26 protein-coding genes and 1 riboswitch are annotated in these 23,418 nt (G+C 40.0%); of the genes, 12 read left to right on the top strand and 14 right to left on the bottom strand.

Going from position 1 to position 23,418, the window contains the following annotated elements; genetic code table 11:
• Positions 1–122: 122 nt before the first annotated feature.
• Positions 123–422, bottom strand: coding sequence for a hypothetical protein (locus tag ACZ9EE_RS29270; protein ID WP_476032096.1), 300 nt, complete (start codon positions 420–422; stop codon positions 123–125).
• Positions 423–563: 141 nt separating this feature from the next.
• Entirely contained in the window at positions 564–1,316 is a 753-nt protein-coding gene (locus ACZ9EE_RS29265) for an NAD(P)/FAD-dependent oxidoreductase (RefSeq protein WP_476032095.1), read from the bottom strand.
• 212 nt (positions 1,317–1,528) lie between these two features.
• On the opposite strand from ACZ9EE_RS29265, the gene ACZ9EE_RS29260 reads away from it, so the two are divergent.
• Positions 1,529–2,503, top strand: a complete 975-nt coding sequence (locus ACZ9EE_RS29260; protein WP_476032094.1) for a 2-hydroxyacid dehydrogenase — start codon at positions 1,529–1,531, stop codon at positions 2,501–2,503.
• Between the two features lie 24 nt (positions 2,504–2,527).
• Positions 2,528–3,205 carry a YdeI/OmpD-associated family protein gene (locus tag ACZ9EE_RS29255; protein ID WP_476032093.1) on the top strand — a complete coding sequence of 226 codons (678 nt, stop codon included), beginning with the start codon at positions 2,528–2,530 and terminating at the stop codon, positions 3,203–3,205.
• A gap of 116 nt (positions 3,206–3,321) precedes the next feature.
• On the opposite strand, the gene ACZ9EE_RS29250 is transcribed toward ACZ9EE_RS29255, so the two are convergent.
• Positions 3,322–3,825 carry a DinB family protein gene (locus tag ACZ9EE_RS29250; RefSeq protein ID WP_476032092.1) on the bottom strand — a complete coding sequence of 168 codons (504 nt, stop codon included), beginning with the start codon at positions 3,823–3,825 and terminating at the stop codon, positions 3,322–3,324.
• A 109-nt stretch (positions 3,826–3,934) separates the two neighbouring features.
• Positions 3,935–4,705: an NAD-dependent protein deacylase gene (locus ACZ9EE_RS29245; protein WP_476032091.1), complete on the bottom strand. Its 771-nt coding sequence runs from the start codon at positions 4,703–4,705 to the stop codon at positions 3,935–3,937.
• Positions 4,706–4,861: 156 nt separating this feature from the next.
• Between ACZ9EE_RS29245 and ACZ9EE_RS29240 the strand changes: the two genes are divergently transcribed.
• Positions 4,862–5,002, top strand: a complete 141-nt coding sequence (locus ACZ9EE_RS29240; protein ID WP_476032090.1) for a hypothetical protein — start codon at positions 4,862–4,864, stop codon at positions 5,000–5,002.
• A 61-nt stretch (positions 5,003–5,063) separates the two neighbouring features.
• Here the strand turns inward: ACZ9EE_RS29240 and adhE are convergent, their stop codons facing one another.
• Positions 5,064–7,667, bottom strand: coding sequence for a bifunctional acetaldehyde-CoA/alcohol dehydrogenase (gene adhE, locus ACZ9EE_RS29235; protein ID WP_476032089.1), 2,604 nt, complete (start codon positions 7,665–7,667; stop codon positions 5,064–5,066).
• Between the two features lie 140 nt (positions 7,668–7,807).
• Positions 7,808–8,035 (bottom strand): hypothetical protein, encoded by a 228-nt coding sequence (locus ACZ9EE_RS29230; protein ID WP_476032087.1) that lies wholly within the window; start codon positions 8,033–8,035, stop codon positions 7,808–7,810.
• 292 nt (positions 8,036–8,327) lie between these two features.
• Between ACZ9EE_RS29230 and ACZ9EE_RS29225 the strand changes: the two genes are divergently transcribed.
• The 6 genes from ACZ9EE_RS29225 to ACZ9EE_RS29200 all read left to right on the top strand — a co-directional run bounded on the left by ACZ9EE_RS29225 (position 8,328) and on the right by ACZ9EE_RS29200 (position 14,031).
• The gene (locus ACZ9EE_RS29225; RefSeq protein ID WP_476032085.1) at positions 8,328–9,458 is read left to right on the top strand and encodes a CAP domain-containing protein; all 1,131 of its coding nucleotides are present in this window, start codon (positions 8,328–8,330) and stop codon (positions 9,456–9,458) included.
• 155 nt (positions 9,459–9,613) lie between these two features.
• Positions 9,614–9,792, top strand: a riboswitch (Lysine riboswitch).
• Positions 9,793–9,914: 122 nt separating this feature from the next.
• Positions 9,915–10,802, top strand: a complete 888-nt coding sequence (gene dapA, locus ACZ9EE_RS29220) for a 4-hydroxy-tetrahydrodipicolinate synthase (protein WP_476032083.1) — start codon at positions 9,915–9,917, stop codon at positions 10,800–10,802.
• Positions 10,803–10,883: 81 nt separating this feature from the next.
• Positions 10,884–11,720, top strand: a complete 837-nt coding sequence (locus tag ACZ9EE_RS29215; protein WP_476032081.1) for an SDR family oxidoreductase — start codon at positions 10,884–10,886, stop codon at positions 11,718–11,720.
• Positions 11,721–11,852: 132 nt separating this feature from the next.
• Complete coding sequence (locus tag ACZ9EE_RS29210) at positions 11,853–12,635, top strand: aldo/keto reductase (RefSeq protein WP_476033141.1); 783 nt, start codon at positions 11,853–11,855, stop codon at positions 12,633–12,635.
• A gap of 99 nt (positions 12,636–12,734) precedes the next feature.
• Entirely contained in the window at positions 12,735–13,232 is a 498-nt protein-coding gene (locus tag ACZ9EE_RS29205; RefSeq protein ID WP_476032079.1) for a DUF2243 domain-containing protein, read from the top strand.
• 7 nt (positions 13,233–13,239) lie between these two features.
• Positions 13,240–14,031: a cytochrome c oxidase assembly protein gene (locus ACZ9EE_RS29200; RefSeq protein ID WP_476032077.1), complete on the top strand. Its 792-nt coding sequence runs from the start codon at positions 13,240–13,242 to the stop codon at positions 14,029–14,031.
• A 465-nt stretch (positions 14,032–14,496) separates the two neighbouring features.
• On the opposite strand, the gene ACZ9EE_RS29195 is transcribed toward ACZ9EE_RS29200, so the two are convergent.
• Entirely contained in the window at positions 14,497–16,050 is a 1,554-nt protein-coding gene (locus ACZ9EE_RS29195) for an NAD(P)H-hydrate dehydratase (RefSeq protein WP_476032075.1), read from the bottom strand.
• Positions 16,051–16,206: 156 nt separating this feature from the next.
• On the opposite strand from ACZ9EE_RS29195, the gene ACZ9EE_RS29190 reads away from it, so the two are divergent.
• Complete coding sequence (locus tag ACZ9EE_RS29190) at positions 16,207–16,401, top strand: alpha/beta-type small acid-soluble spore protein (RefSeq protein ID WP_215042177.1); 195 nt, start codon at positions 16,207–16,209, stop codon at positions 16,399–16,401.
• Between the two features lie 53 nt (positions 16,402–16,454).
• Here the strand turns inward: ACZ9EE_RS29190 and ACZ9EE_RS29185 are convergent, their stop codons facing one another.
• The gene (locus ACZ9EE_RS29185) at positions 16,455–16,631 is read right to left on the bottom strand and encodes a hypothetical protein (RefSeq protein ID WP_476032073.1); all 177 of its coding nucleotides are present in this window, start codon (positions 16,629–16,631) and stop codon (positions 16,455–16,457) included.
• A gap of 293 nt (positions 16,632–16,924) precedes the next feature.
• Between ACZ9EE_RS29185 and ACZ9EE_RS29180 the strand changes: the two genes are divergently transcribed.
• Positions 16,925–17,218 (top strand): hypothetical protein, encoded by a 294-nt coding sequence (locus ACZ9EE_RS29180; RefSeq protein WP_476032071.1) that lies wholly within the window; start codon positions 16,925–16,927, stop codon positions 17,216–17,218.
• Positions 17,219–17,262: 44 nt separating this feature from the next.
• Here the strand turns inward: ACZ9EE_RS29180 and ACZ9EE_RS29175 are convergent, their stop codons facing one another.
• The 6 genes from ACZ9EE_RS29175 to ACZ9EE_RS29150 form a co-directional block, all read right to left on the bottom strand.
• The gene (locus ACZ9EE_RS29175) at positions 17,263–17,994 is read right to left on the bottom strand and encodes a DUF475 domain-containing protein (RefSeq protein WP_476032069.1); all 732 of its coding nucleotides are present in this window, start codon (positions 17,992–17,994) and stop codon (positions 17,263–17,265) included.
• 158 nt (positions 17,995–18,152) lie between these two features.
• Complete coding sequence (locus ACZ9EE_RS29170; protein WP_476032067.1) at positions 18,153–18,692, bottom strand: NADPH-dependent FMN reductase; 540 nt, start codon at positions 18,690–18,692, stop codon at positions 18,153–18,155.
• A gap of 112 nt (positions 18,693–18,804) precedes the next feature.
• A complete protein-coding gene (locus tag ACZ9EE_RS29165; protein WP_476032065.1) occupies positions 18,805–19,299 on the bottom strand; it encodes an aminodeoxychorismate lyase in 495 nt (164 codons plus the stop codon).
• Positions 19,289–19,669, bottom strand: a complete 381-nt coding sequence (locus ACZ9EE_RS29160; protein WP_476032063.1) for a hypothetical protein — start codon at positions 19,667–19,669, stop codon at positions 19,289–19,291. The genes ACZ9EE_RS29165 and ACZ9EE_RS29160 overlap by 11 nt, the downstream gene beginning before the upstream one ends.
• Before the next feature lie 404 nt (positions 19,670–20,073).
• Positions 20,074–21,003: an aldo/keto reductase gene (locus ACZ9EE_RS29155; RefSeq protein WP_476032061.1), complete on the bottom strand. Its 930-nt coding sequence runs from the start codon at positions 21,001–21,003 to the stop codon at positions 20,074–20,076.
• 72 nt (positions 21,004–21,075) lie between these two features.
• Positions 21,076–21,759 (bottom strand): hypothetical protein, encoded by a 684-nt coding sequence (locus tag ACZ9EE_RS29150; protein ID WP_476032059.1) that lies wholly within the window; start codon positions 21,757–21,759, stop codon positions 21,076–21,078.
• Positions 21,760–21,826: 67 nt separating this feature from the next.
• Between ACZ9EE_RS29150 and ACZ9EE_RS29145 the strand changes: the two genes are divergently transcribed.
• The gene (locus tag ACZ9EE_RS29145; RefSeq protein ID WP_476032058.1) at positions 21,827–23,407 is read left to right on the top strand and encodes an acetolactate synthase large subunit; all 1,581 of its coding nucleotides are present in this window, start codon (positions 21,827–21,829) and stop codon (positions 23,405–23,407) included.
• Positions 23,408–23,418 lie beyond the last annotated feature (11 nt).

Raw genomic sequence — 23,418 nt, 5'->3', positions numbered from 1 at the left:
GTACCACGTATTCATTTCAATAAAAAAAATCAAAAAAACCCTCAAATATGAGGGCAATTTCTAGCTATTTTGACCTTATTTCGTATTGTGGTCCTATTTCTTTCGTTTTTGGTCACATCTATTTACTCAGCGTCCTTCCATTCTTTTCGAACTAAGCGTAGTCCTCCGAGCATAAAATAGTAGCGCATTTCGATTAACCATTTCATAAATGAGCCAAACCTGCCATTGATATGATGGTTATAAACAATACCAGAAGCATTCTTACTTCCCAACGACATTACCATCCCTTTGTATATATAGTGAAATGGCTTCGCCGGCTGCCCGTATATTTTCAGCGCAATATTATAGGCACAATATTTGCCGTGTTGAATCGCGATTTGTGCTGTGGGAGGATACGGATCTCCCTTTTCATTATAGCTCACAGATGCATCACCTAAGACATAAACATCTGGGTAATTAGGCACCTCACAATACTCATTTACCTTAACACGTTCGTCAATTCGTTCAAATTCCTGGTTCTTTAGAACAGGTTTCCTTTGAACCCCTCCAGCCCAAACAAATGTTTATGTTACGATTACCGTTCCGTCTGCTAATCTGATCTGGTCACATTCCACCTGAGAGACTGAAACTCCTACTAAAAACTCACAGTTTACCTTTTTCAATGATTTAGTTGCATCAGCTACTATGGCCACAGGGTAGCCTTGGAGAATTTTCTTCCCAGGTTCAATGATTAGGATATGGACCTCCTCTCTTTCAACACCATACAGATTACAAAGACGAGGAATTTTTTCCTTTAATTCATGAATAAATTCCACTCCCGTGAACCCAGTACCTCCAATCACCCAATTTAATGAACCGCTTGGATTTTGACCATATTCTAAAAATTGCTTTTCAATATGCTCCCTAAGCCGGTACGAGCCTTCCCAGTCAAATAAGAAAAAGCCATGCTCTTTTAGTCCTGGGATATCATTGTTTTTTGGTGTACCGCCAATTCCAAACACAACATAATCGTATGGTAATGTATGCTCTTTACATTCGACTACTTTTCTATCAAGATTTAAGTTTGTCACTTCATCTTGAATAAACGTGACGAAATTAAGATCAATAATGTCTCGAATTGGCAGCTTGATAGATTCAGGATCCACTGTTCCTGCACCCATTTCATGAACCTTTGTCGTGAAATAATGATAATCATATTTATTTACCAAATATACGTCTATTCTAGAAGGATGGACCTTTTTCTGCAGCGAAACAGCTGTCATTAATCCTGCATAGCCTCCACCCAAAATAACTACTTTCTTTTTCTCATAGACCATAGTTTGTTCACTCCCTCACATACTTTTTCTTATTATAAGATAGCAGGCCTGCGTTCGGTGTAAGAAATTACCTTCATACACAAAATCTTCATTTTTTTCAAAACTGAAAAGGTAAAATATATTCGTTTTCAGAATTATTGACACCTTTCTAGCTTTATGTCACTTTATAGAGGTATACATTAGACTTCCAATTTATGAGGAGAATGGTACAAGTGAAACGAAAAGTCATTGCCTATAACCTTGAATTAACCGAAGCACTTGAAAAACTAGACGAACAATTTGAGGTACTAATTTTTGATGGGATTAACCCGAAAACCAATCCCGAGTTTTTAGAAGCACTTAAAGAAGTTGAGGGTATTGTCGGGCTGGCACTTCCGGTCGATCAGGAACTACTTGATCGGGCACCAAATTTAAAGATAGTATCGAATAATTCCACCGGCTATAATAATCTTACGATTGAGGTAATGACAAAACGCGGCGTGATGGGAACCAATACGCCCGGCGTCCTTGAAGATACGACTGCGGATGCCATTTTCGGAATCCTCCTCGCTTCTGCCCGCCGGATTGCCGAATTGGATCACTTCGTAAAATCTGGAAATTGGCAAGGTCATTTAACCACCGCCGAATATGCGATAGATGTTCACCATAAAACGCTTGGAATTATCGGGATGGGTAAAATCGGTTCTGCAATCGCTAAACGGGCACACTTAGGATTTGATATGGATATCTTGTACCATAATCGTAACCGTAATTTAGAGGCAGAAGAAACGTATAATGCAACCTACTGCGACCTTGATACATTACTAAAGGAATCCGATTTTGTCTGCTTGATGACACCTTTGACCCCTGAGACTGAGAATTTAATTGGTGAACGAGAATTTAAATTGATGAAGAAGTCATGTATATTTGTAAATGGTTCCCGTGGTAAAACGGTCGATGAAGCAGCGTTAATTGAGGCATTAAATAATAAAGAAATTCATGGCGCTGCCTTGGATGTTTATCAAATAGAGCCTGTAAAAAAGGACAATCCACTGCTTCAGTTCCCAAATGTTGTCACTACACCCCATATCGGTTCGTCAACCTATGAAACAGAACTAAAAATGGCAGAACTTGCCGTCGAAAATTTACTTGCAGGGTTAACAGGCAAGCTCCCCAAAAACTTGATTAATCCTGAGGTGCTAAATTAATGATAAATGTGAAGGAGGAATAGTATGGCCGCCTCAAAAAGTGTAATAGATAAATTAAACTTGCAGAAATATGCAAACAAACTTATCCTCCATAAACCTGAACAAGTTGATGAATTCCAAGAACTAGAATATGACTCATCTATAAAAAAAGATACATATGATCTTATCTTTAGTTTCATTTTTAGTTTAGAGGAATTCACAAGAGAACTTCAAAACGTAATAGAGAAACAATTGCTGGAGGACAACGGCTATTTATACTTCGCTTATCCCAAAAAGAACAATAAAGTATATAAAGAATACATAGACCGTGACAGTTTTATTAGTGCCCTTCCTTCGGATGAGGACGGCTATGTGCTAAACAGCAACATCAAGTTTGCGAGAATGGTAAGCCTAAATGATGTGTTTACGATTGTTGGTTTAAAATCCACCCCAAAAAAGTCGAAAAAAGCTGCCAGCAGTAAAAGCAGCCAATGTGTGGATGACTACATTGATCATATTGACGATATTAAGAAGTACCTGCAGAAAAACGAGGAACTGTTAAAAAAATACAACGAACTAACTCCCGGCTACCAAAAGGATTGGGCTCGTTATATCTATAGTGCCAAAAGAAAAGAAACACAGGAAAAACGCCAATTAGAGATGGAGACTGTTTTAGGCGAGGGCTATAAAACCATTGAACTATATAAACAGGCTAAAAGATAAACAAAAAAAGATGCCTAGTTTGATTAACAAACCGGGCATCTTTTTTTGTACTTATTTTAGTTAACATAATACTATTACTGTTACCTAAATTAGCCTATTAAGAACTCTTCCCTTTTTTATAAGGCTGGAGCTTCCATTCCAATTTCGCTCCATTCTTCTCTTGCCGGGCCATAGATTCCTGGAACCTTCAACCCTGCCTGGCGCATTAAAACGGTCACTTGTCCGCGATGATGGATCATATGTTTAATTAGAAGTGAGAGTGTTGCCGCCTTTGGCATATGCATCCCAAAAACATTCTGCATTTCTGTTAATGACTCATCTGTCCATTGTTTTTGTACCTGCTCCACAACATCAGTACTAACCTTTCTAAAAGTGTCAGCTATTTCTTTTGCAGATGCAGGCGTTCTGTCTGCGTTTTCAACATTGGTAATCGGAATTCCAAATTCATTTATCATTCCAGGTGTGCTTGCAACAATGTGCCAGGCAATTCTGCCTAATGTTCGGTCTTCTGAGGATACTGATTGTTGAAGCGACTCATCCGTTAAGGCATCCAAAACCTTTTGGGTAGATGCAGCTTCCTGGTTCCATTCTTGGTTAAATTCATTAATAGAAGTAAACATTGATACTCTCCTCCGATTCATTAATCCTATTGATCCCTCGCCAAATTTTGGCAACTAAAGTATATCATTCCCGACAGATAAGACAAAGAAAAATCCTTGGGCTAGATACTCAGTTCACATTCTCATCTATCCTCATAAGTGTCTCGCCTATTGATTCTTGAATAACAAAGGTATTCGGCGTAAAGTCGTATGGAGTATCTCCTTTATTAATAATAATGACCGGGACACCAGCACTTTTATATTGCGGAAAGGTGGAGAAAGGCGTTACCTTTAAACTGGTTCCTAAGACCAATAAACAGTCCGCCCTCTGAATCTGTTTTAGAATATGATTAAATCCTTCCATCGTAAACCATTCACCAGTATCCCCAAACAAAACCACATCTGGTTTAATGAAATGGTCCTCTTTTCGCTTTGTATGACAATGATTACATACGTAAAATTCATCCATGGTGTTTAACCGCGTAATCATCTCATTAGTAGAATAAGTCTTTCCACAGTTTTGACAGGTAGCTGTTTTGATGGTTCCATGAAACTCTATCACGTTTTTGCTGCCTGCTTTCTGATGAAGCCCGTCAATATTTTGGGTAATAATAGAACTTACCTTTCCTTCTCTCTCCCACTTAGCCAGGATTTGATGGCCTTTATTTGGAACGGCATCAGGGTGATACAAATTTTCAATCGCAAACTGATAAAATTCCTTTGGTTGTTGATAAAAATAATCAATTGACAGTATGTATTCAGGTGCCAGTTTATAAATCCCTGTCCGCGAACGGAAATCTTTGATTCCCGATTCTGTACTTATACCTGCTCCAGTCAGAACAATAATGTTCTTGGCATCTTTTAGAATCTCGGTGCATGTTTCCATTGTGTTTTTATCCATGTAAAAATTCCCCCTTCTTCTCTTTCATACCTTTACTTGATTAATGTCAACCTAAATGTGGTAAATATTATATGTCCTTAAAGAATTTTTCAACAAATATCTGGGATATTAAACTTATAATGAACCGTTCGAAAAAAACGAAAGGATGGCTGACAAATGATCGAAATTCCAAGAACCCTTTATTGTGAGCAATGCCAAAAAGAAACTGAACACATGGTTCGTGAGGATGCACTCGAAATAGAATATACCTGTACCGTATGTAATAAACATGAGGATATTGTTAAATCATTTTTCTAAGGTGATTTTTCAATAAAAACAAAAAACTCAAACCAAAAGGCTTGAGTTTTTTTGCATTTTATTAAATTCCTTTGTATGCTAGGCGATAGATTTCAGCTAATTCAGTTACCAGCGGAAGCTTAGGATTGGCTGTTGTACACTGATCTTCGAAAGCCCGATCGGATAGTAAGTCAAGCTTACTTTCAAATTCTGCTTGATCAATCCCATTTGCAGCAAGACTCATCGGAACTTCCAATTCTTGAGTTAAGCGAATGATCGCTTGAACCAAGCTTTCTACACCTTCTTCAGTAGTAGCAGCCGGTAAACCTAATGTTCTTGCAATCTCAGCATAGCGCTTGTCAGCTTTAAAGTGATTATACTTAGGGAATGCTGTAAACTTCTTCGGTTTTGTGGCATTATAGCGAATAACATGCGGTAATAGAACAGCATTTGCGCGTCCGTGTGCAATGTGGAACTCCGCTCCCAGCTTATGTGCTAAGCTGTGGTTAATGCCTAAGAATGCGTTCGCAAAGGCCATGCCGGCAATGGTAGATGCGTTATGCACTTTCTCACGGGCTTCTTCATCATGGCCATTTCGATAAGCTCTTGGCAGGTATTCAAATACAAGCTGAATAGCTTTCATCGCTAGACCATCAGTGAAATCATTTGCCATACAAGATACATAAGCTTCAATTGCGTGTGTCAAGACGTCGAGACCAGTATCTGCTGTAATATGTTTTGGAACCGTCATAACAAACTGCGGATCGATAATGGCGACATCAGGTGTTAACTCATAGTCAGCTAAAGGATATTTGATATTTGCTTCTTTATCCGTAATAACAGAGAAAGACGTTACTTCAGAACCGGTACCTGATGTTGTCGGAATTGCAACAAACTGCGCTCTTTGACCTAAATGAGGGTATTTCACAATCCGCTTCCGAATATCTAGGAACTTTTGTTTTAAGCCAAAGAATTCAGCATCAGGATATTCGTAGAACAGCCACATTCCTTTAGCCGCATCCATTGCAGAACCACCCCCAAGGGCAATAATCACATCCGGCTGGAAGTTAGCCATCATTTCGGCGCCTTTCATAACCGTTTCAATGGATGGATCTGGTTCTACATCAGAGAATATTTCACAATGTACATAATCAGCACGCTTACGTAAGTAGTAAAGGACTCTGTCTACATAACCTAATTTCACCATCCCAGGGTCAGTAACAATAAAGGCTTTAGAAATCTTAGGCATTTTTGCTAAATATTGAGTTGAGTTTTTCTCAAAATAGATTTTAGACGGAACCTTGAACCACTGCATATTCACATTCCTTTTAGCTACTTTTTTGATATTAATTAAATGAACTGCACCTACGTTTGTTGAAACAGAGTTGCCGCCATATGTGCCGCAGCCAAGTGTTAATGATGGCATATAAGCATTATAAATATCACCGATCGCACCTTGTGAAGATGGAGCATTAACGATAATTCTTCCTGCCTTCATCCGTAAACCATACTGCTTAATTACGTTTTGATCATTAGTATGAATGACGGCAGAGTGTCCTAAACCGCCAAATTCAAGCATTTCTTCTGCTCTTTTTAAACCTTCGTCTGTTGAATTCACTTTATAGCAAGCTAAAACTGGACTTAATTTTTCCCTAGACAGCGGATATTTAGGACCAACACCCTTCAATTCCGCTATAAGGATTTTTGTGCCTTCCGGAACCGTCACTCCAGCCTTTTCAGCAATTTTATAAGCAGGCATACCGACAATATCAGGATTAACCGCACAGGAATGTTCATTAATGACTAACTTTTCTACCTTTTCTTTTTCTTCTTCATTTAAAAAATAGCAATTGTTAGCGATCATTTCATTCTTTACATCTTTGTAAATTTCTTTATCAATAATAACGGCTTGTTCAGACGCACAAATCATCCCATTATCGAATGTTTTTGATAGAATTAAATCATTTACCGCTTGTTTAAGATTAGCAGTTTTTTCAATGTAGCATGGTACGTTTCCTGGGCCAACCCCTAGAGCTGGTTTACCAGAACTATAAGCGGATTTCACCATTCCCGCACCGCCGGTTGCAAGGATCATAGAAATTTTATTATGATTCATAAGTGCTTGTGTCGCTTCTAATGAAGGTGTTTCAATCCATTGAATACAATTCTCCGGTGCGCCTGATTTAATCGCTGCATCCCTTAATACTTTTGCCGCTTCGCTGCTGCATTTTTGTGCGGATGGATGGAAGGCAAAGATGATTGGATTGCGTGTCTTAATGGAAATGAGTGATTTAAACATGGTAGTTGATGTTGGATTGGTCACTGGTGTTACCCCTGCCACAACACCCACTGGCTCGGCAATTTCAATCATGCCTTCGTGGTCGTTCTCGTTGATAATACCAACTGTTTTGTTATATTTAATATTGTGATAGACATATTCTGTTGCAAACATGTTTTTAATGATTTTATCCTCGTAAACCCCTCTCCCAGTTTCTTCGACCGCTAGTTTTGCTAAAGGCATATGCTGATCAAGACCTGCTAGTGCCATTTGCTTAACAATCTCATCAATCATTTCTTGGTCAAAACCTCTGAATTCCTCTAATGCTTTTAAGCCTTTTTCAACCAAGCCATTAATCATACTGGTTACATCCTGTTTGCCTTTTAACTGCTTTTCTACTACTGCCATGATATTCCCTCCAATTATTATCTATGTGAATAATTTCACATATTGTTATAAAAAAATTAGATTGCGGACTAGCATATATTCCATTATTATACTTGTGAAATGTTTCACAAGTATAAGTAAATGAGAAAGCGAAAATAAATTTATTCACACACAGGATTGCGTGGGATTTTTTCAAATAAAATTTCGGTTATCACTTTGGCGTATTTTTTAACAATGACTACATAATTAACTGTCCAAATATAACTTGGAATCTCTTCATTTTCTTTCATAAACATTGCTTCAAATGGGTCACCCACTAATTCTTCGAAAATTTCTTGGGTATAAGTGTCGGCATCTGTTGAGAAGGTTTGCCATTCACAAATCATCATGTCTTATCACTCCTTGTTTCTTTATGGTTACATCATAACACGAAAAAACGATAATTGTTTGTGAAATATTGAACAAACTTTGAACAATTGGATACTTTTACTAATGTTAGTTCAAAAGCACTAAATAAACGCTTTTTAGCTAGAATCGTAATATTTGGATTGATGAATTTGTAAACGTTTCCAAAAATAAAATTATATTAACATACTGTTTTGTTCTATTTGTTTCTATAAGCATATTACTTATATATTTTAAGAATATTGGTTAAAATTCTAATAGAATGGAGGGAAATCGATGGTTCGTTTTCTAATGATTATTGTTGCTTTATTTTTAATCCACTCATCATGGCCTTTTATAGAAAAACAATTTAATGATACAAACCTTACAAAAGACATTTCTGAAATGAATAAACTAAAGGATGATCCAAACATTACCGGGACCATTCAAACTATTTATAGTGAAATCCAGTCTGCCCTGCAACAGCTTGGAGTACTATTAAATAACCGTCAAGAGAGCCAACAGCCAATCGAATCAAAAAAAGAGTCGAAGATAGAATTAACTACACCAGTACAGCAGGAATTTTCTATTTTTAATATTGAACTTGGCGATAGCCGAGATGATATAATTGAAAACCTAGGTAATCCGCTTCGTTCTACCCTTAATGAATATGGGACCACGTGGAATACCTATCATGATGATTACCACCATTTTTTTATGGTTATGTATGGAGATGATCATAAAGTAGCCGGTCTATATACGAACCAAGCTTTAATAGCCTCTAAGAATGGGATTAAATTAGGGACCCCTAAACAAACAGTTCGCAATTTACTGGGTAAACCGTTAACGACAATTCAAAAAGGGCTCGTTCTATATAAATTATCCGATAAGGAAGACTATGATGTTTTCTTGCGTGATAATGACTATATCACCATTTTTTATGATAAGCATCAAGGAGATACAGTTACTGCCGTCCAATTGATTAGCAAAAATCTAGAAAATAAGAAACTTACTCTCTATCCAAAAGCAAGTTCGCAATTAAAAGAGGGCTTTGAGTATCAATTATTTGATTTAACCAACGCCGCCCGGGTCCAGCACCAGCTTCCCACCCTTACATGGGATCAACATGTTCAAGCGACCGCCCGCAAGCATAGTACAGATATGGCCGTGAATCATTATTTTGATCACACCAATCTCAAGGGCCAATCACCGTTTGACCGGATGGCTGCAGATCATATCGTGTTTCATTTAGCCGGAGAAAACCTGGCATATGGGCAGTTTAGCAGTATTTTTGCCCATGAAGGCTTAATGAATTCACTCGGGCATCGGGAAAATATTTTACGTCAAGGATACACGTATCTAGGTGTTGGCGTCGCCTTTAATAATGAATCGCAACCCTACTATACAGAAAATTTCTATGCAAAATAAAAGCGCGGGGACGGTTCTCTTGCTCTCTTTGAAGCAAGAGAACCGTCCCTCTGCTTCCACTTTCAAGAAAATGACAAATTATTTTTCTTGAATAAATCAAAATAATTTGATATATTACTAATAATTACATATTTTCTTACTTCAATACCTTTTGAAGTGAGGATAGAGGCGCAAAGACCATCAGTACGCTATATGAGGATAATGAGGTCCTATGAAAATGGTGGAAAGGGGAATTTGCCGAAGCGGATAGGATCTCATTGGTCTTGAAGCTGGTTCTGTGTTGAATAAGCACAGAATTGTCATATAGGAAACTATATGGAGGGCTATCTCACGCATAGGAACTTTATTTTGATGTTTCTACAGCAGCAGCGACCCCTCGTTGCTGCTGTTTTGCGTTGACATCAGAATGGCCTTACCCCTCTAATTTATTAATCAAATTACAAAGGGTGAGATAAAATGGATTTTGGCCAAGTATTAACCGCAATGGTTACACCATTTGATCAGAATGGTGATGTAGACTTTAACGCCGCAAGACTGTTAGTAAACTATTTAATTGAAAATGGCACAGAAGCCTTAGTAGTATCCGGTACAACCGGTGAGTCTCCTACTCTAACAACAGAAGAAAAAGTAGCCTTATTTAAATTAGTGGTCGAGGAATCAGCCGGCCGGGTTCCGGTTATAGCGGGTACGGGCTCCAACAACACAAGGGCTTCGATTCAATTAACGAAGCTTGCTGCTGAAGCCGGTGTAGATGGTATTTTACTAGTTGTCCCTTATTACAACAAACCATCACAAGAAGGAATCTATCAACATTTTAAAGCGATTGCCGAATCAACTGTTTTACCGGTTATGCTGTATAATATCCCTGGACGCTGTGGTGTTAACATGTCTGTCGATAGCGTCGTTCGTCTCTCCAATATTCACAATATTGTAGCTGTGAAAGAAGCAAGCGGCAGCTTAGATGCAATGGCAGAAATCATCAGTAAGACGCCTGATCATTTCTCCCTTTATAGTGGCGATGATGGGTTAACTCTTCCAGTATTATCCATTGGCGGAACAGGAGTAGTTTCTGTTGCTTCGCACATTATTGGAAACGAAATGCAGGACATGGTGAGGAAATTTAAAAATGGACAGCTTGAGGAAGCTGCAGCTGCACATCGTAAACTCCTCCCACTGATGAAGGGCTTATTTGCAGCACCAAACCCAACACCAGTGAAAGCCGCTCTAAATATGACCGGCATCCGAGTTGGTGATGTACGCTTGCCTTTGGTGCCATTAACGGACGAAGAAAAATTAACATTAGAGAAGCTGCTCCCAGCTGACAAACATGTAAGTGTAAGTTAAAACCCAAGGGCTGCCTTTTAAGGGCAGCCTGTTTTTGTGGAATTCCCCTACAAATCTGTCCTCTTTGAAAGGAGAATCGGAATGGATCGAAAGACAGCAATTGTAACGGGTTCGTCGAGCGGTTTTGGTTTACTGTGCGTAATTGAATTGGCCTTGAAGGGTTTTACGGTGATTGCAACAATGAGAGATACGAACAAAGCAAAGGCTTTAATCGAAGTTGCCAAAGAAAAGCAAGTGGAGGGATATATTCACGTTACATCTTTGGATGTTACTTCAAGTGACTCGATCCGTCAGTTTAAAGTATTCCTTGAAAACTATTCTCACATTGATGTGTTGGTGAACAACGCTGGTGTTGCCATCGGCGGTTTTAGTGAAGAACTGTCATTAGAAGATTATCGGCGTCAATTTGAAACCAACTTTTTTGGAGTAATTGCCATGACCAATGCCGTTCTGCCCATCATGAGAGCTAAAAAACAAGGCAGAATTATTAATATGAGCAGTATCAGCGGAAGAATTGGTTTTCCTGGTTTATCCGCTTATAGCGCCTCCAAACATGCACTAGAAGGCTACAGCGAAAGCTTAAGGCTTGAAGTACGTCCCTTTGGGATTGATGTATCTTTAATCGAACCTGGTTCATACCAAACGAACATTTGGACGAGCGTTGATCAACTCGAAAACAACCAAAATTCGCCTTATACCTTTTATATGGAGAGCCTCTTAAAGGAAATTAATAATGGCAAGGCTGATTATGGCGACCCAAGTGATGTCGCTAAACTAGCTGCCCAGATTGCCTGCACGACTGGAACGCCTGACCTTCGTTATCCAATCGGCAAGGGCGTGAAGACAAATCTATTTCTTAAAAAGACACTGCCGTGGAAGCTTCTTGAATCCGCCATATTAAAGCGGCTTAAGCCATGATGTGTTATGGTTGAATTCGTTTGGTTGATTCTTCCATGTTGAGGGTACTATACTATGTATTGTATGACTGAAAAGGAGGAGAAGAGATTGACTAGCTTACAATCCAGTACAACGCTACATAATGGGGTAAAGATGCCATGGTTTGGTCTTGGTGTCTACAAAGTACCCGAGGGTGAAGTGGCCCTTGAATCCGTAAAAATGGCTATTAAAGCAGGCTACAGAAGCATTGATACTGCCGCCCTTTATGAAAATGAAGAAAGTGTCGGAAAAGCCATTAAAGAATCAGGGGTTTCCCGTGAGGAACTGTTTATTACCACAAAAGTATGGAATAGTGACCAGCGCAATGATTCAGTTGAAGAAGCATTTGACACAAGCTTACGAAAACTTGGCCTTGACTATGTAGATTTATATTTAATCCATTGGCCAGTAAAGGAAAAATATAAAGACACTTGGAAGGTCCTTGAGAAGTTATATAAAGAAAAGCGTGTTCGTGCGATTGGAGTCAGTAATTTTAACATCCACCACTTAGAAGATTTGATGTCAGTCGCGGAAATTAAGCCAATGGTGAACCAGGTGGAGTTACATCCGCTTCATTCACAGCCGGAACTGCGAAGCTATTGCAAACAACAACAGATTCAAATTGAGGCTTGGGCACCACTAGGCCAAGGCAGACTACTTGACAATCCTGTGTTACAAGAGATTGCTTCGGCCCACCACAAATCAATCGCACAAGTGATTTTACGCTGGGATATTCAGAATGAAATCGTAACAATCCCAAAATCGATTCGTGAAAGCCGTATTAAAGAGAATGCCAATATCTTTGATTTCACCTTATCAGAGAGCGATATGGAAAAAATTAATGCACTTAATGAGAATCAACGCTTTGGTGCTGATCCGGATAATTTTAATTTTTAGGTATGATGAGACTGTCCTTTAGGACGGTCTTTTATTTTTTGGTTGATTAATGATCCTTTATTAAGGGTAAAGTGAATGGTGAATAATTAATGTATGTAGGTGAAGAGTTTGATTCATTCTAGAAGCAGTAAAGATCTTTCCACTCATCTGAAGAAAAATCTCTGGTCAGGGGTGTTTTTTGGGATTGGCCTCGTTGCTTTTATGGACGAGACGGTCTTTCATCAAATCCTTCATTGGCATCATTTTTACGATAAAGCCACAACAGCGGTTGGTTTGGTTTCCGATGGATTTTTCCATGCGTTTAGTTGGTTTTTAACGGTAGGCGGGTTATTTATGATTGCAGATGTACGGCGCAGGAAGGTTTGGCAGCCTAAAAAATGGACAGCTGGTGTACTTCTTGGCGCCGGTGGGTTTCAATTATATGATGGATTAATTCAGCATAAACTGATGCGGCTCCATCAGATTCGCTACGATGTGAACCTCTTACCCTATGATATGGTTTGGCATATCACGTCTGTTTTGATGCTGCTTATTGGCATCGTCCTTTTTATTCGTTCTTCTAAAAGAACGGGAGCTGTTTCAGATCATGTTCAATAGCCAGCAGATGGTGCATAGCCATGGGTCCTCGATTTCTGATTTTATTGTTATACTGCCGTTTATATTTGCCCTGGTGATTTATCTGCGTGCAGTGGTTAAGAATGCCCTTTCCGGGAAAAAGTGGCCAATTTACCGAGTGTTTATGTGGCTAATGGGCGTTTTCTGTGCTCTTTTTGCCGTTACGGGACCAATCGCAGCACACGCCCATCACCATTTTACGGCACATATGCTTGGACATTTGCTGCTCGGCATGTTGGCACCGCTTCTTATGGTATTGGCGGCACCAATGACACTGATTCTAAGAACTATTAATGTGAGGCTGGCTCGCCGTTTATCACTGATTTTAAGAAGTAAACTCCTCCGTTTTGCTAGCAGCCCGATTATTGCCTCTGTGTTGAATATTGGTGGACTTTGGCTGCTGTATAGCAGCACTCTATATCGAGACATGCAGAATAATGCTCCGTTGCACGTGGTGATGCATATCCATATATTTCTCGCGGGATATTTGTTTACTTCTTCGATGATTTATATGGATCCAACCCCTCACCGAACCAGCTTCTTGTATCGTGCGATTGTGTTTGCGACCGCTTTTTCAGGTCATGGAATATTAGCCAAATATATTTATGCTCACCCGCCTGCAGGAGTCCCTGGGGAACAGGCAAAAGCAGCTGGAATGCTTATGTATTATGGCGGTGATGTTGTTGATCTTGTTTTAATTATTATATTTTGCTATCAGTGGTATAAGTCTGCGCGGCCAGTTAGGGCTGTGAATCCATCCTACGGTCGTTTCATGAAGTAGGTCTCATTGATTGTCTCAATCAAAAATTCTCACTCCCGGGCAATGACAGACCCTTTCATTGACCGTCCCAACCAATAATTCTCACTCACGGGCAATGACGAGTCATTTCATTGACCATCTCGACCAAAAATTCTCACTCACGGGCAATGACGCACCGTTTCTTTGACCGTCCCAACCAATTAATCCCATTTACGGGCAATGACGAGTCATTTCATTGACCATCTCGACCAAAAATTCTCACTCACGGGCAATGACGCACCGTTTCTTTGACCGTCCCAACCAATTAATCCCATTTACGGGCAATGACGAGTCATTTCATTGACCGTCTCGACCAAAAATTCTCACTCACGGGCAATCACCGACCGGTTCATTGACCATCCCAACCAATAAATCTCACTCACGGGCAATCACCGACCGTTTCTTTGACCGTGAGGATCATATCTACTTTTATTGACATGTTCCATTTTAATTCATCAATACCCGCAACTGCTCCCTAATCCCATCAATCAAATCCAACGGACCTACACCATAACTAGAAAGCATCACAGCCTTCTCTTCCCCTGCCCTGGCATGCAGATAACTCGCAGCAACCATCGACTCAACAGGAGAAGCACCCTGCGCTAAAAACGAAGCAATCATCCCCGTCAACACATCCCCGCTCCCGCCCTTGCCGAGCGCATCATTACCGTGCGGATTAATAAACACATCTCCATCTGGTGTAGCAGTAACCGGCCTATGTCCTTTTAAAAGCAAATATACGCCGTAATCTTTAGCAAAAGTCTTCGCAATTCCTATCCGATCTTCTTCCACCTCTTTTACCGTCGTATTTAACAACCACGCCATCTCGCCAGGATGCGGGGTAAAAATAACATCCCCTTTATATTCCCGGACCATTTCCAGTTCATCTCGAAGCAAAAACAATGCATCCGCATCCACCACAACTGGCTGGTTTGATAACAGAGACAAAACAGATTTCATCCAAGCCTCACCGCCAGGAAACCGGCTGATCCCAGGTCCGATCGCCACACTTTTAAATTGATGCAGGAGTGGTCCAAGTGAAGCGATCGCTTCCCGAGCAAAATGCCCGTCTTCATCTACGAGCGGCAAAAATAGTGACTCTGGATTTTGGGCAGCTGCCATGGGATAAATACTTTCCGGCACGGCTAATGTGACCAATCCTGCACCTGAATGCAAGGCCGATTTTGCCGAAAAAATTGGTGCTCCCACATAAAACTTTGATCCTCCGATTACCAAAACATGACCAAACGTCCCCTTATGGCCATGCTTAGGTCTAAGCGGTACCGATTCATTAACCATATCTTCTGTTATGACCCGCGGCATAGCTAGTCCGAACTCCTCCACAATCGAAGGAGGCACCGATATATCAACGGCCTTCCACTCCCCCACAAACTTAGGACCATCTTGTAAAAAGAACCCTCTTTTAGGAAAAACAAAGGTAATCGTCTTTGTTGCTTTAACAGCCGTTCCCTCTACTTTGCCACTATCACTATTAACACCAGAAGGTATGTCAACGGAGATAATCAGCTTTTTCCCAGCATGTTCATTTACCATTGAAATAATCGCCCCAAAAGGTTCCCTGACTGGTCCGCTTACACCCGTTCCTAAAAGCGCATCAACAACGACATCTGCCTGGTTAATTTCCAATCCAACTTGTTCAAGCGAACTCTCATGCAGATAAAGAATGGGTAACTGTCGATTTCGATACACATCAAAATGAACCTTGGCATCCCCCTTAATCCGCTCAGGAGGTACAACCAAACATAACAGCAGGTCAAACCCTAAATCATACAGTCTTCGTGCAATCACGAACCCGTCGCCGCCATTATTCCCGCCGCCAGCAAGGACGACCACACGCGGAGTTACAGTAGCAGCACTTGCCACAATTTCATCCACTACTCTTGCACCGGCATTTTCCATTAAGACAACACCAGGCAAACCAATCTTGTCAATCGTATATTGATCCATTAGCTGCATTTCCTTTTGTCCTGCAACCAACATAATAACACACCCTTTTTTCCAGCTGTTTCCCCTATTATAAACCTTTCCCAACTGGATGGCAGTTTTGCCCATTACGTATTCGAAAAAACAAATAGGATAAATTATATACGAGCAGCTGTGTAGCTGCTCAAAAAAATTCGTCGGGAGTGATGTATCATGGGTAGAAACAAACTTTTGGTTCCTGGTTCAGACGATGTCCTTAATCAAATGAAAGAGGAAATTGCCAATGAGTTTGGAGTTCAACTTGGTGCTGATACGACCGCACGAGCAAACGGCTCAGTTGGGGGCGAAATGACCAAACGGTTAGTCGCTTATGCTGAGCAGGCTCTACGAAATCAACAAGGTCAATAGCCTTGAAGATTTTAAAAGGGTGTCCAGCTCTGGACACCCTTTTCATACAACATTTAATTAGCAAACAAAATTTGGATTTCACTCTCCGCTTCAACCATTCGGCCAAATCGATATCCCTCAATCAGTACATGTCTTTCATGATCGGTTAAGCGGCGGTTCCATTTTGTTTCTAAATAAAGAATCACATCATTATAAAAAATTTCCGGATACTCAAAAGGGGTATTCATCAAAAACTTCTCCTCCTTTTCTTAATCGCCTTTGTCTTATCCATCATGTCCAAAATCTCGACTATTTAAAAACGATGTCCGCAACTTTTGGCGAAAAATCATAAACGAGATTTGGAATAATCCCTTTTATAGTAATTTATGCAGGTTATCAAAATTTGTATAGTTCAATCGCCATAGGCAGGAATCATTATTTTTTCAAAATAGGGAATAATAGTCGTGAAACTGGTTGAAAACTATGTAAACTGACTAGAGCTGGTTTATATTTATTATATTATAGGAAAGCGGTGAATGTGTTTATGACGCAGGATTTTACCATTAATCATGAACAGATACCTAACTTCAAAAGTCATGAAGAAGCACGGACTTATTTTAAAAATCTATACGGCGATCGCTTTTTATTAAGAGGAACCGATATGCGTAATGGTACAAGAGTCACCATGTATCACCTTGTAAAAAATCCCGAGGTCTATCAGCCCTACATGGAAAGTTTTTCTCATGAAATACAACATGAAATCACAAACATGGATGTCTTTAAAAGCTACAACACGATTGAAATCTATGAAAATGGAAACGTTCATTTCCAATCCTAAACAGCAAAAAGGAAGGCATAGTTACTGCCTTCCCTGACTGGATTTTACATGGTAGGTTCTTTCCCTGTTATTTTTCGAATGAAATGAATAACGAAGGTACTTAAGAAGATTCCAATTAGGATACTAAAAAACACAAATTCATTCATTTGGAATCCAAAGGCCGAGACAATCATCTTCACACCAATAATCGCCACAAGGATAAAAGCTGTTGTCTCGAATTCAGGTACTTTTTCGATTAGGGCAAGGAAAAGGTGTGCAACCCCCCGCATCATCAAGATCCCGATAATCCCTCCAAGCAGCAAAATCCACTCTTGGTTAGAAACCCCAAACGCGGCAATGACACTATCAAAACTAAAGGCAATGTCCATCAGTTCTACCGTTAACACGGTCCTCCAAAAACCTTTTTTTCGACTTTGAACATCGTCGTCTTGTTCATTTTTATTTAAAAGATTTTGGAAAACAATCCAAAGCAGATAGTGACCCCCAATAATCTTGATCCAAGGGATCGTTGTTAAAGTGACGCCAATTCCAATCGCTACGACTCGAAAAAAATAAGCACCAAATATCCCATAAAATAAGGCCTTTTTTTGCTGTTTCTTTGGAAGGTGTTTGACCATCACCGCTAAAACAAGGGCATTATCAGCAGACAGTAAGCCTTCAAGAATAATCAAGGTACCAATGACTCCCCAGCTTGCTGGATTCGTAAATACCTCTTTAAAGGCCTCCAGTGAAAAAATAGTACTGTAACTATTTAAAATTTCTTGTAAGAAGTCCATCTGAATCTATGTCTCCCTTTCCCATTCCAAGTAATGTTTGTCCTAAATCAACAGGTTTGTCTCCCTACTTAAATGTATGAAAGGCAGGTGAATATATGACAGTTACTCCACAAAGCAAAAAAAGCCTGTACTCCTCTTTAAGAGTACAGGCGAAATTCCTATTCTTTTATCAAATCAAGAAACCGTTCAACGACCCCATCTACAAATTTAACTGTTGCTTCGTCTGTTAGTCTGCCGGTTTTCTCATCAAATTTAGTCATAGCTTGATTAATTAGAATCTCATTGCCAACTGGCGATAAAAGCTTAACTTGTAATGCCGTTAAAATTTGACGCAATTCAAGCTGGGCACGTAATGTTCCCATCAACCCCGTTGCGGCACCGGCTGTCATGACTGGCTTGCCAATTAACACTTTATCGACACGTGATAGCCAATCAAGAGCATTCTTTAATACCCCGGGAATCGACCAGTTGTATTCCGGAGTAATAATGATGACGCCGTCTGCTTCCTTTACTTTACTTTTAAACTCTGTTACTGATGATGCTGGATTTAATTCCTCATCCTGATTAAAATGTGGAAGCACCCCAAGATCTAAGACTTCTAATTGAAATTTAGCAGCAAATCTTTCTTGAATCGTATATGCCAGCTGCTTGTTAAATGAATCTTTTCGTAAACTGCCTACAAGTGCAACGATTTTCATTAGTTAATCCACCTTTGTTTATGTAATAAATAAATTATAGAAATAGTTACTATGATTATCAAATTTCCTGCTTATTGTAAAAAGCCGATTTCTGATCGAAATCGGCTTTTTATCATTTAAAGATAGTCGCAACCACCTGATCGTATGTCATCTTACTGTCCACCACAAACACACCTGGTTTCAATTTGTTTTCCAGCTTTTTAGCCTCAATATCCTTTGAAAAATCAAAGGCGTTCTTCACGATATTGGCTGCTACAAGGACTCTTCCAATATCAATGCTGGTCATACCATCAGTTACATTGACAACGACACGTGTTACAGGTTTAGTCGTGTCAGCAGCGGCAGGAGCAGCTTTCGCTTGGACAGACGCCTTGGCATCCTGCACTTGCTTTTCATTTTCAGCTTTCGTTTGAACAACGTAGCCTTCTGCTTGAAGCTGCGTCTTCATCTCTGCCTCAGTAGGCTGAACCCTCTTGGTTGCTGTGGTTACAGACGGTTTAACTGTCACATTGGCAGGATCACTTTTTCCAGATAGATACACAGCGCCACAAATCGTGGTTGTGATCAGCATTCCGGCTGCAAAGCTGCTAAGTAAGTTAATTTTCATTTGCAACCTTTCTCCCTTCCTTTATTGTGCGGTAAGGAGCAAGCATTTTTTCAAGTTCATTCACGCTTACCTGTTTCATTTCAGCAATGCTTTCAGTCGAGTAATTACGGTTTGTTAAATCAAGTACTTCACGCATGAAGACTTTGTCTTCAGGAGAAAGTTGAACGCCTGCTTCCTTCATGACTACTTCGAGATCAAGTTCAATATTTCTAATTGAATCCTGAATTGCATTGATTTCCTTCATAGTGGAAATATGAATTAAATCAATTTGCTTATGTTCTGCCTTTGATTGTTTAGACGTCTTTGAAATTGATATTACGAGCATTATAATTGATATCCCAAACAATCCGGCTAAAGTCCATTCCATCATGATGATAACCCTCCAATAGTTTCTAACAATTACTTATTATACAACCAATCTAGTATTTTTGCCTATTTTAACTGCAAAATACGGAAAAAGTCGGAGGATTTTGTCAAATTGCGGCGAATTAGGTAAAGTTATCATTCAATTTTTTATATTCTCTATCAATATTTTGCTAAATAACTCATTAAAAAAGCGATGAGAAATAACTCTCATCGCCGTTTATTTTGGCTGTGTTTGTCTGGAATGTTGATTTCCGCTCGAGTCGCTTCGCTTTCCGCGGGCGGTTCGGGGAGCCTCCTCGGCGCTATAGCGCCTGCGCGGTTCCCCTGCCCCGTCCTCCCGCAGGAGTCTTCGCACCCTATGCTCCAATCAACATTCTTAAATCAACCAAAACTTTACACAACCTTTATTTAAGAATGGAAAATTTGGTCTATTTCTTGAATTTCCGTTCCTGTTAATTGAATGTCTAATGTTTTAAGATTGTGAAGGACCTGCTCAGGTCGTTTTGCACCAGGGATGATGACATCAATGGCCTCGCGGGTTAAATACCAAGCAAGGACAACATGAGCCACTTCGGCTCCTTTATCGTTGGCCATTTTACGAATACGCTCTATTTTTTCCAAGGTGGCTTCAAAGAGATCTTTTTTAAAATACTTTCCACGCTTTTCATCTAAATTAGTATTTTTGTCGTATTTACCTGTTAATAATCCAGAGGCTAGCGGAAAATATGGGATAAAGGAAATGCCGTTGTTGATCACATAAGGAAACAATTCCTTTTCAGCCTCTCTAGCTAATAAGTTATACTCGCCTTGGTAGACATCGACATAACCATCCTTATTTGCCTCTTTTAACTGCTCGATTGAAAAATTAGAAACGCCGATCGCTCGAATCTTACCTTCTTCCCTTAGTTGTTGTAAAGCGCCAACGGCTTCAGCTTTAGGTGTATCTTTATCGGGAAAGTGGATATAAAAAAGATCTATGTAATCTGTTTGGAGCCGCTGTAAGGCGTCTTCGACGGCTTGTTTTAAAAAGGCAGGCGAATTATCAACCACTATTTCGTTCCCGGCAAATTTATGGGCTGCCTTAGTGGCGATGACAATCTCGGAGCGTCTCCCACTTTCTTTTACGACTTCTCCGATAATTTCTTCGGAGCGTTTTGGACCATAGATAAACGCTGTATCCAAAAAATTAATACCGTTAGCAAGTCCCGTTCGGACTAATTCTCTGCCGGCATTCTCGTCAAGGTTTGGAAATAGATTGTGACCACCTACAGCATTGGTACCTAAACCAATCGGATTAACAACTAAATCAGTTTTTCCAATATGAACTTGTTTCGCCATTTACCAATCATCTCCTTTTTAAGTCTAGGTTCATGATATCAAATTCTTTAATCGTAAACGAAGTAATTGGCTTTAAAAAATGAGGCTTCGTAACTCCTCATCCGTAAATTCCCTCTTTATTCCTGGTTTACTTTGAAAATAACGATAAATCTCCTCATTTGAATAGTCTTCTAGTAGTCCCTTAATAATGGTTTTCAAGTAGGGACGTGAAGGCTTTTTCCATTCAATATCACCGATATCCCATGGTGCCGTAAAAGTAAAAATAGGATACCCCTCTTCTTCTCCCAAATACAAAATATTTCCATACCAAGCATTAGCTCGGAAAATCTTTGAACGGTCTTTCATGACTTCGTCCAAATTCAAATCAATCTCCAGGCCATTATTTTCCTGGCTAACTATATCTTTAAACTGTTCCAACGTGATTAGGTATTTTTTGCTGTAAGTAACGCAATCAGAATTCGGAGTTAGACCAATAAAAGCAACACCTTTTGATTCCCATTTAGCTGCCTCTTTTGCAAAGTATAGCGGAAAATTCATCGTGAAAGTGGACGAATCTAGAGGGAGCGAAGGATCTTTACAGCCTGTTTCAACCTTTGAAGACCCTTCTGGTTTGCCGCCTTTTATATAGCATAAAAAACGATCGGTATTCATATTTGATCCATAGCTTGCATACCATACATACTTTTCTTTCATTATCATCACCCATTTTCTACCTGTTTCTTTTATTTTAACACTAAAGATCTGATCTTTACTCACAGCTTATGATTCTTCAACTATTAGCTAAGACTATAGCTATTCATTCCTTTTCAATTAGGAGGCCAACATGAAACTAACCGATCTAATCGTACAGTGCTTAGAAAACGAAGGGGTTGAATACGTTTTTGGAATCGTAGGCACCGAGACACTCGATCTCGCAGATTCCCTTTCCAAATCAACTCAAATTCAGTATGTAAATGTCAGACACGAGCAAGGTGCGGCATTTATGGCCGATGTGTATGGGAGATTAGCAGCCAAGGCAGGCGTTTGTTTATCAACACTTGGTCCTGGAGCCGCTAACCTAGTTACGGGTATCGCCAGCGCCCAGCTCGATCATTCTCCACTAGTAGCATTAATTGGCCAGGCAGGTATTGAACGTCACCATCACGAATCACACCAATACATCGATATCATCAAGCTGTTAGAACCGGTAACAAAATGGACTACACAAATCCTAGATGGGCAAACCAGCCCCGCCGTTATCCGAAAAGCCTTTAGATTAGCCAAAATGGAAAAACCAGGTTCTGTCGGTATCACTTTGCCAGAAAACTTTGCAGCGGAACAAATTACAAAAACACCTTTGCCCGTCTCGTCCTTACCAGCAGTTATTCCTGATATGGAATCGGTCAATGATGCCATTAATCTTATTCAAGCATGTAAAAAACCCTTCATCATTTTTGGAAACGGAGTCATAAGGCAGGAGGCCGCGCAAGAGCTTGAGACCTTCATCCATACTCTTCAATCCCCTGCCACACACAGCTTTATGGCAAAAGGTGTGTTACCGAAAGACGAACCGCATAATTTTTATACATTCGGGTTTAAAGAAAACGATGCTGTCCTCCCTGGCCTTCAAGAAGCTGACCTGTTAATTGTCATCGGCTTCGATTTCGTCGAACAGCTACCAAACGCCTGGAACAAAAACAAACACCCAGTTTTACATATTGATACCTTACCTGCGGAAGTGAACGAATATTATCCGGTTAAGGGCGAGCTCGTCGGAAATATAAGGAAAACTCTCCATGCTTTAAACCTAGCAGCGCTGCACGCTAAACCATGGAGTCCAACGGACAGCCTCCAAGCAGACATAAAAACAAACTATCAAATAGATAAAGAAGTAGATGGATCAATCACGATAGAAAATGTTCTCAAGCTGATCGAAAAGCATTCCACTGAGGACACCATACTTATTTCCGATGTCGGCGCTCATAAAGTATCGATCGCGAAAACCTATCAACCTAAAAGTCCGAACCGGTTAATTGTCTCAAATGGTCTTGCTTCGATGGGGATTGCAATTCCAGGATCGATCGGAGCTAAACTCGCACGCCCTGACGATCCTGTAATTTGTATTACCGGTGACGGCGGTGCCCTCATGAATTTTGCAGAAATCGAAACCGCCAGGCGTCTAGGACTTTCATTTACCATCATTGTGTTGGATGATTCCATGTTAAAGGTTGAAGTTAAGCAAATGAACAAGAAGTTTGGCGAAAGCTACGGAGTAACCTTTGACAACCCTGATTTTGTTCAACTGGCCGAGAGTTTTGGAGTTAAGGGTATACGTCCAACTACCGGCGCCGAATTAGAAACAATACTAAAAGAACCACAAAAAGAGATTGTGTTAATCGACCTTGTCACACAAAATCCCAGATAGCTTGGAAAATG

The organism is Bacillus sp. URHA0034, assembly GCF_056280405.1.
Note: the sequence above shows the minus strand (reverse complement) of the source record. Positions and strands in the feature narration are given on the sequence as shown.